This window comes from Aggregatibacter actinomycetemcomitans, assembly GCF_003130205.1.
GTDB classification, from domain to species: domain Bacteria; phylum Pseudomonadota; class Gammaproteobacteria; order Enterobacterales; family Pasteurellaceae; genus Aggregatibacter; species Aggregatibacter actinomycetemcomitans_A.
On sequence record NZ_NRDF01000022.1, the window covers coordinates 1 to 13083 of the forward strand.

Sequence of the window (13083 nt, forward strand, 5' to 3'; positions counted from 1 at the left end):
TCCTATTTTTAAATATCTAAATCTAAAACGAATCTCTAAGTGCCCACACAGTTTGTCTGATTGATTGTTAAAGAACAAAAAACGACGCGCTGTCTATAAAAAACTACAACGGCGCGTCGTTGTGCCGGCGTATTATAGGCTTTTACAAAATCTTTGCAATAGTTTTTTTAGAATAAATTGAACTTTTTTTCAATTGCTAATAATTTGCGCATTATACAGTTCTAACCGCGCTAAAAAGCACAAATATTTAACATTAATTTAATAATATCAAGATAAAACCTATTAATTTCATTATGTGAAACACGCTTTTATAAAGGTAGTTTTAAGTTGCTTTCTGTATCAAATACAGTTATATTTTCGATAGTTTTTTGCCAAGGATATGATGGCTTTCTGATAATCAACTCGTTTTTCCACTTCTACGAATCAAATAAGGAATAAATTATGACTAACCAGCTAGATTCTCTTCGTGAACTTACCTCTGTGGTCGCCGATACCGGCGATATTGATGCAATCCGCCAATACAAACCGGAAGATGCGACAACTAACCCGTCTCTGATTCTGAGTGCGGCAGCGCTTCCGCAATATGCCACATTGATTGATGAAGCCATTACTTACGGCAAACAGAAAAGCCAGGATAAATCGCAACAACTTATTGATGCGGAAGATAAATTAGCGGTAAACATCGGTTTAGAAATCTTAAAATTGGTGCCGGGTCGCGTTTCTACCGAAGTGGATGCCCGCCTTTCTTATGACACAGAAGCCACTGTTGCGAAAGCCAGAAAACTTATCGCCCTTTATGAAGCGGCAGGGATTAATAAAAATCGCATTTTGATTAAAATCGCTTCCACATGGCAAGGTATTCGCGCCGCGGAAATCTTAGAAAAAGAAGGCATTAACTGTAACCTAACGCTACTATTCTCCGAAGCCCAAGCCCGTGCCTGTGCAGAAGCCGGTGTTTACTTAATTTCACCGTTCGTAGGTCGTATTTTAGACTGGTATAAAGCCAATTCCGATAAGAAAGAATACGCACCGGCTGAAGATCCGGGCGTGATTTCCGTCACCAAAATTTACAATTATTACAAACAATACGGCTATAAAACCGTGGTTATGGGCGCCAGCTTCCGTAATGTCGGTGAAATCATCGAATTAGCCGGTTGTGACCGTTTGACCATCGCCCCGCCACTATTGAAAACCTTACACGAAACACCAAATGCGGTTGTCAGAAAACTGGATTTCCAAGGTGAAGTGAAAGCCAAACCGCAGCCGTTAATCGAAGCCGAGTTCTATTGGCAACACAACAGCGATGCCATGGCGGTAGAAAAACTGGCGGAAGGCATTCGTAAATTTGCCGTTGACCAAGGCAAATTGGAAGAAATGTTACTCTCCAAATGGTAATGGTTCGTTAGTCATGTCTTGAGCAAAAGTGCGGTGGGAATTTTCGGCATTTTAAAAACACTGGGAAATCTGACCGCACTTTTTTATAAGTATTTTCTATTTTGCAAAATTTATTCACATCAGGAGGCATAATGTCAAATCGTCAACAACTCGCCAATGCAATTCGTTTTTTAAGTATGGATGCGGTGCAAAAAGCGAAATCCGGTCACCCGGGTGCCCCTATGGGCATGGCGGATATCGCCGAAGTATTGTGGCGTGATTTTTTACATCACAGTCCAACCAATCCGCAATGGACTAACCGCGACCGTTTCGTGCTGTCCAACGGACATGGTTCCATGTTGATTTACAGCTTATTACACCTCAGCGGCTACGATTTATCCATCGAAGATTTAAAACAATTCCGTCAACTGCACTCCAAAACACCAGGGCATCCTGAATATGGCTACACTCCCGGCGTCGAAACCACCACCGGTCCGTTAGGTCAAGGCATTAGCAATGCGGTGGGGATGGCAATTGCGGAAAAAACCCTTGCGGGTCAATTTAACCGCGACGGTCATAACATCGTTGATCACTATACTTACGCCTTTTTAGGCGACGGTTGTTTAATGGAAGGGATTTCCCACGAAGCCTGTTCTTTAGCGGGCACCTTAGGTTTAGGCAAATTGATCGCATTCTATGATGATAATAATATCTCTATCGACGGACACGTTGACGGCTGGTTCACCGACGATACACAAAAACGCTTTGAAGCATACGGCTGGCAAGTGATTCCGGCGATTGACGGTCACAATCCGGCACAAATTGCCGAAGCCATCAAACAAGCGCAAGCGGAAACCGCCAAACCGACATTAATTATCTGCAAAACCATTATCGGTTTCGGTTCACCAAATAAATCCAACTCTCATGACAGCCACGGCGCACCGTTAGGTGACGAAGAAATCGCTTTAACCCGCAAAGCGTTACATTGGGATTATGCGCCGTTTAAGATTCCGGCGGACATTTATGCCCAATGGGATGCCAAAGAAAAAGGCGCAACATGGGAAAAAGCCTGGAATGAAAAATTCGCCGCGTATGCCAATGCCTACCCTGAACTGGCAGCTGAATTCACCCGTCGCGTCGAGAAAAAACTGCCTGCCGACTGGGCAAAAGAATCCCAAGCTTTCGTGGCACATTTACAAGCTAACCCGGCAAGCATCGCAAGCCGTAAAGCCTCACAAAATGCCATTGAAGCCTACGCCAAAATTTTACCTGAATTACTGGGCGGTTCTGCCGACTTGGCAAGTTCCAACTTGACCCTTTGGTCAGGTTCCAAACCTATCCGCGCCACTCAAAACGTTGACGGTAACTACATCAACTACGGCGTGCGCGAATTCGGTATGGCGGGGATCATGAACGGTATCGCCTTGCATGGTGGCTTCATTCCTTACGGCGCCACCTTCCTGATGTTTATGGAATACGCCCACAACGCCATTCGCACGGCAGCCTTAATGAAGCAGCGTTCATTATTTGTGTTCACCCATGATTCCATTGGCTTAGGCGAAGACGGCCCGACCCACCAACCGGTAGAACAAACTTCGGCATTGCGTTTAATTCCTAATCTAAACACATGGCGCCCTTGTGACCAAGTGGAATCCGCCATTGCGTGGAAAGCGGCGATTGAAAGAACCGATGGCCCAAGCGCCTTAATCTTTACCCGTCAAAACTTGGCGCAAATGGACCGCACTGCCGAGCAACTGGCAAATGTGGCACGCGGCGCGTATGTCTTAAAAGATTGTGCCGGCACGCCGGATCTGATCTTTATCGCCACCGGTTCCGAAGTAGAATTGGCAGTAAAATCGGCAGAACAATTAACCGCTGAAGGCAAAAAAGTTCGCGTGGTTTCCATGCCGAGCACTAACGTGTTCGATAAACAAGACGAAGCCTATCGCGAATCCGTGTTGCCTGGCGCCGTGACCAAACGCGTCGCCATCGAAGCCGGAATTTCCGACTTCTGGTACAAATATGTCGGCTTCAACGGTCGAATCATCGGTATGCACAGCTTCGGCGAATCCGCACCGGCAGACCAATTATTCAAACTCTTTGGTTTCACCGTGGATAACGTCGTCGCCAAAGCGAAAGAAATACTCTAATTTCTGACCGCACTTTAATAAAAAACCACCTCTTATGAGGTGGTTTTTTGTTTCATCCATTCATGATGAAATTAGGCCCTTGCCGCAATTGCCTCAATTTCCAGCCCCACATCTTTCGGCAGGCGGGCAACTTCTACGCAAGAACGCGCCGGGAAGTTCGGGTGATTATTTTCTTTGAAGAAACGTTCATATTCGGCGTTTACCGCAGCAAAATCATTCAAGTCTTTCACAAACACCGTGGTTTTCACAATATCGGCGACCTTTAAACCGGCTTGTTCAATAATAGCTTTTACGTTTTCTAAAGACTGACGGGCTTGCGCCACAATCTCTTTCGGCACGTCGCCCGTTGCCGGATTGACCGGAATCTGTCCGGAAGTCAACACCAAATTGCCTAAATCAACCGCTTGTACATAAGGACCAATGGCTGCCGGTGCTTTATCGGTATGAATTACTTTAGTCATTTTTTCTCCTTAAGTGGTTTATTGCATCGTCGTCATTCTACGCCCAAATCGACGGAATGTCAGTTTTAAGGCGGGCGTTAATCAAATTCATCGGGTTCCGATCCCACATAATCGGCAAAATCATCGCGATGAAAACCGTGTAACAACATATATTGCCAGATTTTTTGCCGCATCTTCGGCGGTTGTTTTGCTTTGTAATCGGGGAATTTTTTGCGTAACACGGTTAACGCCAACGCAGACCAATCAATTTCACACTCACGCATGACCGCTTCAATGGTTGCACTTTCAACCCCTTTCAATTGACGCAATTCCTGTCTGATGCGATTGGCGCCATAACCCCGTTGAGCACGACTGTGCAAATAACTTTCCGTGAATCGCGCATCGCTTTGCCAGTTTTTTTGCCGGCAATGGGCGATTGCCTGATCGATGTCGTCTTCGGAAAAGGCTTTTTCCTGCATTTTGCAACGCAGTTCAAACTCGCTGTATTCACGGCGGGAAAGTAAATTCATCACATAGTTGAGCGCAAGTGAGGACATATTGTGTTACTTGTCATTGAGGAAACAGATAGAAAAAGTGCGGTCATTTTCGACCGCACTTTTATGTATAACGATATTTTATTCGAAATCGCCTTCGCCATTGCCTGCTTCGTTTTCCACTTCCGCAGTGATGGCAGATTCCGGATGTGCCAACAATTCATCACGCAAGGTGCTTTCGATAAATTTGGCTTGTTCAGGATTGTCTTTCAACCACTTCATGGCATTGGTTTTGCCCTGACCGATTTTCTCATTTTGGTAAGCGTACCACGCGCCGGCTTTGCTGATAAGTTTGTGTTTCACGCCGAGATCAATCAGCTCGCTTTCTTTAGAAATGCCCTCGCCGTACAGAATTTGGAAATCCACCTGGCGGAACGGCGGTGCTACTTTGTTTTTCACCACTTTCACACGGGTTTCGTTACCGATAACTTCATCGCCTTCTTTAATGGAACCCACGCGGCGAATATCCAAACGCACGGAGGCATAGAATTTCAGCGCGTTACCGCCGGTAGTGGTTTCCGGATTACCGAACATCACGCCGATTTTCATCCGAATTTGGTTGATGAAAATCACCAAACAGTTGGCGTTTTTAATTTGACTGGTCAGTTTACGCAACGCTTGAGACATTAAACGCGCCTGTAACCCCATGTGGGAATCGCCCATGTCGCCTTCAATTTCCGCTTTCGGCGTTAAGGCGGCAACGGAGTCAACGATAATCACATCTACCGCACCGGAACGCACCAACGCATCACAGATTTCCAACGCCTGTTCACCGTTGTCCGGCTGGGAGACTAAAAGTTCTTTCACATCCACGCCGAGTTTGGAGGCATAAATCGGGTCTAAAGCGTGTTCCGCATCAATAAAGGCGCAGGTTTTGCCGGTTTTTTGCGCTTCCGCAATCACGGAAAGGGTTAAGGTGGTTTTACCTGAAGATTCCGGCCCGAAAATCTCCACGATACGCCCCATCGGCAAACCTCCGATGCCTAGCGCCAGGTCAAGACCGAAGGAGCCGGTGGAAATCGCTTCAATATCCAGTTTTTGGCTGTCGCCGAGTTTCATGATGGCGCCTTTACCAAATTGTTTTTCAATTTGACCTAACGCCGCGTCGAGTGCTTTTTGCTTTTCTTCTTGAGTTGCCATTTTTATACCTCGGGGAAAATCATTATCAAAAATTCGCGCTTATAATAGCTGTATCGATATACAGTATCAAGTGAAATTTCGATCTTTTTAAAAATTCTGTGACATGGCTTCCAAAACGCAATTATTTTGCCGTTATAGCGCCCGCTATTCTGCTTGCGCCGTGATGTTTTCCATGTCTTCCTGCAACACCAACCACGTGGCTTCCACCTCTTCCAGTTGCTTTTTCGTCTGCACCTGATCGTTCAAAAGTGCGGTCAATTTTGCTTTCATTTCGGCGTCATACACATTCGGATCAGCCAGCGCCGTTTCAATTTGTTGTAACTGCGCGCCCAGCGTTTCCATTTGATTTTCCAACTGCGCCGCCTGTTTGCGTAACGGCGCGAGCTGTTGACGCAGTTCCGCTTCTTTACGTTTTTGTTCCTTACGATTGGCGGCGGAATTTTCATTTTCAGCAGGGGCATTTTGTGCTTTGGTGATGGTCGGCTGGGCATTTTGTTCATTCAGCCATTTTTGATAATCCCCCAAATCCCCTTTAAATTCTTCCACCTGTTTGTCGTGCACCAAATAAAATTCGTCCACCGTGTTACGCAATAAATGGCGATCGTGCGACACCAACACCAAAGATCCCTGATAATCCACCAAGGCTTCCGTCAACGCCTGACGCATATCCAAATCCAAGTGGTTGGTCGGTTCGTCCAGCAGCAGTAAATTCGGGCGTTGCCACACGATGAGCGCCAGCACCAAACGCGCTTTTTCGCCGCCGGAAAAGGACGCGACCGGTTGATTCACTTTGTCACCGTGAAACGCAAATCCGCCCAAATAATCGCGCAGTTGCTGTTCCGTCTGCTGCGGGGCGATTTTTGTAAGTGCCACAGGGCGCTTTCGTCGGCACGCAACGTATCCAATTGATGCTGTGCGAAATAGCCCAACTGTACGCCTTTTGCCAACTGAATGGTGCCGCCGGTGGGCGTGATTTCACCCGCTAATAATTTGATTAAAGTGGATTTCCCCGCACCGTTTTTACCCAGCAACCCGATACGCGAGCCGGGCACCAAATTTTACTTAAAATTTCCACCGCACTTTCGCCCTCGCCGTAGCCCGCCGAGGCGTTTTCCATCATTAACAGCGGATTGGGCAACGACAGCGGTTCGCGAAATTCAAAATGAAACGGATTATCCACATACGCCGGTGCGATTTTTTCCATACGCTCCAATGCCTTAATGCGGCTTTGCGCCTGTTTTGCCTTGGTAGCTTTGGCTTTGAAACGGTCGATATAGCGTTGTAAATGGTCGATTTTCAGTTGTTGTTGGCGATACATGGCGTTTTGTTGCGCCAATTTGGTCGCCCGTTGCTGTTCGAAAGAGGAATAATCGCCGGTATATTCATTCAGCTTTTGTTGCTCAATATGCAGAATTTTGCCGACAATAGGGTCCAAAAAGTCGCGATCGTGCGAAATCAGGATCAAAGTACCGGGATATTTTTTAACCAGCGTTCCAGCCAAATCACCGCATCCAAATCCAAGTGGTTGGTGGGTTCGTCCAATAGCAACAAATCGGAGCGACAAATCAGCGCCTGCGCCAAATTCAAGCGCATTCGCCAACCGCCGGAAAACGCCTTCACCGGCTGTTCCAGTTCCGCCTGGCTGAACCCCAATCCGTGCAATAACTCGCCGGCGCGGGCTTCAATGGTCCAGGCATCAATAGCGTCCAACTGATTGTGCAACGCCGCGATAGCATTGCCGTCATTGGCAGCATTCGCCTGTTTTAATGCCTGTTGCAAACGGCTGTATTCGCGATCGCCCCGAATCACATAATCGATGGCGCGGCAATCCAACGCCGGGGTTTCCTGGTTCACCCATGCCAATGTCCAATTCGGCGGAAAAGACACTTCGCCGCCTTCCGCGCTCATTTCATTTTTCAGTAAGGCGAACAGAGAAGACTTGCCGCAACCGTTTTTTCCCACCAAACCGACTTTCTGTCCGGGGTTGATGGTGGCGTTGGCATTTTCGAGTAAGGTGGTTAAACCACGTTTTAATGTTAAATTAATGAAAAAAAGCATTGGTTTAGAATGAATTTAATATAAGATACTGAGTCATAAAAATACGCGCATTATTTTCCACTTTTTTCTTGGGGTTGCCAATGTTTGATTCTCTTATCGTTCAATTTGTCGTACTGTGGGCGGTTATCGATCCCATCGGTTCCATTCCCGTTTATTTAACTAAAACGGTGGGATTATCGGTGGAAGATCGGCGCAAAATTGCGTTAAAAGCCGTGACGATTTCCGCCGGAATATTAATTTTCTTCCTAATCGCCGGACAAGCGCTGTTAGAAGCCATGCAAATTCCGTTGACCGCCTTCCAAATCGCCGGCGGTTTGGTGTTATTGCTGTTCGCGCTCACCATGATTTTCGGTGAAGGCAAGGCGGAGCAGGAAATTAAGCTGTCCTCCAACTTAAACGAACTGGCGGTGTATCCGTTAGCCGTGCCGTCCATCGCCTCACCGGGGGCGATGATGGCGATTGTGTTGCTAACCGACAACCACCGTTTCAGCCTGTTCGACCAAACCATGACCACCTTAATTATGTTGTCCGTCTTGGCGATTACTTACCTTTTGCTCCTCGCGGCAAACCGCATTCAACGCTGGCTTGGCAACACCGGTGCGGCAGTAATCAGTCGGGTAATGGGATTAATCCTGGCAGCGGTTGCTATCAACAATATGTTGGTGGGGATTCGCGATTTCTTTACGCAAATGAGTTAGTCTATTCAAAAAACACCGTTTTTTATGACCGCACTTTTCGGGTACTCCGTTTAAAATTTTCGGCGTTTCTGTGGTCTTAGTAACGTTATTTTAATGAGGTAATCATGGGAAAACGTTGGCTATTCTTGTTGCTGTTATTCATCTTGGCGGGGATTGGTTCTCTACCGTGGTGGATTACGTCTCAACAATTGGAACAGCTTGCCAACCGTTTTTTAGCGCCGGATTATACGCTGCAAATCGGCAATGAGCGTTCGCTTAATATGAACGGTTTACAATTATCCCAATTACGCTTCAGCACAACACAGTGCAACCTCGTGACTCTCAACAATATTCAATTGAATTGGTGGGCTCCCCGTCGCCTTGAAGTAGAACAGGCGACACTGGATTATATCTGCCTGAACAGCCTGCATGTCAACGACAATGAAAAAACATCGCCAAAATTGACCGCACTTTTTTCCTCCCTACCCACCGCAGAGGTGGTAATCAAACGCTTAAAGGTGATCAACACCGAAAACGTCACCCAACCGTTGTTAAATCAGCTAATCACCTCCGACCTTAGTATCGTGGCAAATTATGACGGCAAGCGGCTGCAAATTAACACCGAAACCACAAAGAATGGGGCGCTGATCTTGCAACACAGTTCCACCCTCACGCCGCAAAACGGGCTGTTCCACTGGCAGGGGAGAACAGATTTTCAACCCACGGAAAAACAAACCTATCACCTGACGTTCTCTGCACAAATGAACGATGAATTATTGCGCCTGAAACCTCGCGGCGAGATTATGCTGAACTGGCAAAATCCCTAGTTTGTTGTGGCGAAAGGGGAAATCAAATGGACTTGGGATGGCGAGAAAGGACAAATCAATGCGCAGGATTTGGTGCGCAACGAGCCATTACTTGACGTGCCTTTTATTCTCACCTCAAACAGTTTGGAAGTCAGCTGGGGGACATTTTATTGGACCTTCGACGGTTATCAGCCGGTGAAGGGCTTCCTTGGTTTGACATTGCGCAAACCGCAGGATAACTGGTTTCCATTCAATATTGATTTGGACGTCATTCTGCAAACCTTTGGCGAACAAGGCAAGGGTGAAATCGTGTTTGCCGGCAAAGGTGGGCAAATCGGCGGCGGTGCGCAGCAGAATGAACTCTCTTTTGACCTGAAAACCCGCGGCGATCTGCGTTATAACAATACCGTCGCGCAAACCAATCTGGATTATCATATCGGCGGCACATTCAGCGATCCGATCTTGCAATTCCGTCCCGGGTCAATTTTTAAAATGGATAACCTGCAACCGGATGCTAAAATTCATGTTCGCCTGCCGTTAGACGATGTGTTAATCGGGCGCTATGGACTGGAAGGTCGGCTACAGGCAACTTTGCAAGGCTTCACCCCGCAATTTGAGAACCTCAATCTGAAATTAGACGGACAGGCGCACGAGTTCATCGCCGGCATTAAAACCGTCTTTGAGCTGCACAATGAACAACAAAATCTGCGCAATGCAGAAATGCGTGCGGTAAACCGGTGGGATTGGAGGATTAACGGCAGCGCACAATGGAAGACGCTAAAAACCGCCATCACCATGCAAGGCATCGGCTTTTGGCAGGCGGATTATATTGAATTGAACCAACTTTCGGCACATTCCGGCAACGTATATACCGGCGGGGTAAAAATGGCGCCGCTGTCACTAGAGCTGAAAGACCGACTGCGTTGGAATTATGAAAAAGAGCATATTCGCGGGCTGATGCAGGCAAAAGCCGACTGGATCGAATTTGACTACGGCGGGTGGTTTATGAAGCCGGTGTTCGGCATTGGGCTGAACGGCAAAAGTATTAATCATTTTACTATCGCCGGTGAGTTGAAAGCCGGTTCGCTCGGACCATTAGATCTTACCGCCCGTTATGAAAATCAGACGCTGACGGGACAAATCGGTTGGAAAGAGCAATCCGCCAACGTATTCCAATCGCTGTTTCCGCAACAATGGGAATGGATTATCCACCAAGGTACCATCAAAGGCACCAGCAACTTCGTGATTAACGGCGATGGGGTGGCGCTGCACGGTGAACTCAACCTGCACGGTGGTGAAATCACCATGCCCGACGGCGAAATTCAAGGACTGAATATTCATTTTCCGTTAAATTATCAGGATCTGGCGTTGAAAGCCTCGCGCAGCAAACCTATTCGTGTGTCGGCAAACAATATCCGCAAAGGTGCGCTGTTAATGAATAAAGCGGTGTTCAACCTGTTCGGGACCTACCCAAATTCAGCAAAATCGCCGCTCACCTTGAGCAATGCGAGGATAAATGTCTTTGACGGTGAATTGCAAATTCCGAGTTTAAGTTTCCCGCAACAAAAAATAGCAACCTTGAGTTTCAAGAATATCGACTTGGCGCAGGTCATCAACATGGCGCAATATAATCAAATCAGCCTGCGCGGACGGGTCAACGCCACCTTGCCGTTTTGGTTCGAACACCAGGAATGCCTGATCTGTAACGGCACTATTGAACAGGTAAATAACCTGCATATTAAACTCAACGACGACATCGTCACCGGCTTAAAAAAGGGCGGCTGGACGGAAAACATTTTAGTGGATTTATTAAAAGAAATGGAATTGGAAAAATCCCATGCCAACTTGAATCTTGCGCCAAACGGGCAAATGAAATTACGTTCCAGCCTGACCGCGTTCAACCCGACCAAGCGCACACGCAGCCCGATCACCCTGAATTACACGCACCAAGAAAATATGTTTGAGCTGTGGAATATGATTGACTACGGCTCGCAATTTGAACAGAATTTGCAATATCGACTTTACCGACATTTGGAACAATGAAAAAACATCTTAAAAAATCACCGCACTTTTTTTGTCTGACCACCACCATATTGGCGCTTGCCGGCTGCACGCCAACCATTCAGCTTGATACACCCAAAGAAGGCATCACTATCAATATGAACGTGGTTGTGGATCACAATATCAGCGTCAAAATAGATGAAAAAACCAAAGCGACTGCTGGGGAAAATAGTGTAGTTGAAGCGAACAAAACGCCGGTGGAAAAATAAAACGGATTAGCGCATCACAAATTGTCTAATTACGCAGAAAATTAAGTCGCCACAATAAGAATGGAAAGGGGAAAACATGTCACTTTCTGATTATTAACACGATCGGCATCCCATGCGCTATTAAGATCCCGAGAGTGACCTCATCTGCTTACCGTTTGAGGATATGATTTATCGGCATAAAAAATACGGTAGGTTTACTATCTTTCATTTAATGCTATATTTTGCTATCATTAACCCAATTTGGGGCTGATTCTGGATTCGACGGGATTAGCGAAGCCCGAAGTGCACGTCGAGGTGCGGTAGGCCTCGTAAATAAACCGCAAAAAAATAGTCGCAAACGACGAACAATACGCTTTAGCAGCTTAATAACCTGCATTTAGCCTTCGCTCCCCAGCTTCCGCTCGTAAGACGGGGGTAAAGCGGAGTCAAACAAAACGAGCTCGTGTGGAAGCCACCGTTTGAGGATCGAAGCATTAAATTAAATCAAACTAGCTTAATTATCGCGTGTCCGTCCGCAGGATTAAGTGAATTTAAAGACCGGACTAAACGTGTAGTGCTAACGGTAGAGGAATTTCGGACGGGGGTTCAACTCCTCCCAGCTCCACCAAAACATAATCCAAAGCGAACTTAACAAAACCTAAAAGCCCTTGAAAATATTAACCTCAAGGGCTTTTTCATATCCTAAGCGTTCCTATCCAATCCTATAAAATCCTTGAATTTTAGTTATACGTTTAGTTATACTGATCGCCGTATAGCAAAACCGGTATAACTAAAACTATTCAAAACCTGTTGGCAAATGGTCTTAACGATGTTTTAGCTATATCCAAATTTTAGAAGGTCTGAATTGCCGTCGGAGTTATTCAGAACAGTTTTAACATTCAGAAAGAAGCGATATGGCACGCACAATTACACCACTAAACAGCACGAAAATAGACAAAGCAAAGCCGCAGCAAAAAGAATTTACTTTATCCGATGGCAAAGGGCTTTACCTGTTGATTAAACCCAATGGAGCTAAGTTATGGCGGTTTAACTATTACAAGCCATTCACACAGCCGAAAAAAAGGGCATTAATTGGCGTTGGTAAATACCCTGATATTTCATTACAACAAGCCAGAGCAATCAGAGAGGAATATTTATCTTTGCTTGCGCAAAATATCGATCCGGCAACATATCGCCAACAACAAGAGCAAACAAAACAAGACGAACTGAATAATACCTATGAAGCCGTGGCGTGGGCGTGGCTCGAATATCGCAAGACCAAAAAGAACTTTTCAGAGAATTATCAAAAAGACGTGAAAAGCCTGATTGAGCGGAATCTCTTACCGCACTTTGGGCATTTACCTATCACGCAAATTACCGCACCAATGGAATTAAAAGCCTTTAAGCGGTATCAAGACGAGGGGCATTTAGAAAATGATCTGCACCCCAAAAGTTGGACATCACAACCAACCAGTTAAAGTGCAGATTATTATGGGTAAACATTATTCAATCAAATTCAAACATCACATTGTCAAACTTGTCTTAGAAGAACATTGGAGCATTCGTGAAGCCGCACAACACTTCCATATTGCCGCCCATTCTTCCGTTATCGCCCGGTTGCAACGCTTTGAAAAA

Annotated in this window: 7 protein-coding genes, 1 other RNA gene and 3 pseudogenes; 7 read left to right on the forward strand and 4 right to left on the reverse strand. The window is 46.2% G+C overall.

Annotated features, from left to right (window positions below; all coding sequences use genetic code 11):
• Positions 1-441 precede the first annotated feature (441 nt).
• Together tal and tkt are read left to right on the forward strand one after the other, a co-directional pair.
• Positions 442-1395 (forward strand): transaldolase, encoded by a 954-nt coding sequence (gene tal, locus DK423_RS10545; RefSeq protein WP_005555763.1) that lies wholly within the window; start codon positions 442-444, stop codon positions 1393-1395.
• Between the two features lie 131 nt (positions 1396-1526).
• A complete protein-coding gene (tkt, locus tag DK423_RS10550; RefSeq protein ID WP_061886236.1) occupies positions 1527-3524 on the forward strand; it encodes a transketolase in 1998 nt (665 codons plus the stop codon).
• Between the two features lie 71 nt (positions 3525-3595).
• On the opposite strand, the gene DK423_RS10555 is transcribed toward tkt, so the two are convergent.
• From DK423_RS10555 to DK423_RS10570, 4 genes and pseudogenes are all read right to left on the reverse strand, one after another.
• Complete coding sequence (locus DK423_RS10555) at positions 3596-3985, reverse strand: RidA family protein (protein WP_005555759.1); 390 nt, start codon at positions 3983-3985, stop codon at positions 3596-3598.
• Positions 3986-4062: 77 nt separating this feature from the next.
• Positions 4063-4521 carry a recombination regulator RecX gene (gene recX, locus DK423_RS10560; protein WP_005555757.1) on the reverse strand — a complete coding sequence of 153 codons (459 nt, stop codon included), beginning with the start codon at positions 4519-4521 and terminating at the stop codon, positions 4063-4065.
• Positions 4522-4599: 78 nt separating this feature from the next.
• Positions 4600-5658, reverse strand: coding sequence for a recombinase RecA (gene recA / locus DK423_RS10565; RefSeq protein WP_005555755.1), 1059 nt, complete (start codon positions 5656-5658; stop codon positions 4600-4602).
• Positions 5659-5802: 144 nt separating this feature from the next.
• A pseudogene (locus DK423_RS10570) lies at positions 5803-7716 on the reverse strand (ABC transporter ATP-binding protein).
• Between the two features lie 80 nt (positions 7717-7796).
• Here DK423_RS10570 and DK423_RS10575 point away from each other — a divergent pair.
• The 5 genes and pseudogenes from DK423_RS10575 to DK423_RS10595 all read left to right on the forward strand — a co-directional run.
• The gene (locus tag DK423_RS10575) at positions 7797-8414 is read left to right on the forward strand and encodes a MarC family protein (RefSeq protein ID WP_005548512.1); all 618 of its coding nucleotides are present in this window, start codon (positions 7797-7799) and stop codon (positions 8412-8414) included.
• A 104-nt stretch (positions 8415-8518) separates the two neighbouring features.
• Positions 8519-11242: pseudogene (locus tag DK423_RS10580) on the forward strand (YdbH family protein).
• Positions 11239-11469 (forward strand): YnbE family lipoprotein, encoded by a 231-nt coding sequence (locus tag DK423_RS10585; protein ID WP_005555744.1) that lies wholly within the window; start codon positions 11239-11241, stop codon positions 11467-11469. Before DK423_RS10580 ends, DK423_RS10585 begins: the two are co-directional and overlap by 4 nt.
• A gap of 242 nt (positions 11470-11711) precedes the next feature.
• Positions 11712-12076, forward strand: a transfer-messenger RNA (tmRNA) gene (ssrA, locus tag DK423_RS10590).
• 286 nt (positions 12077-12362) lie between these two features.
• A pseudogene (locus tag DK423_RS10595) lies at positions 12363-12881 on the forward strand (integrase arm-type DNA-binding domain-containing protein); the annotation flags it as partial.
• Positions 12882-13083 lie beyond the last annotated feature (202 nt).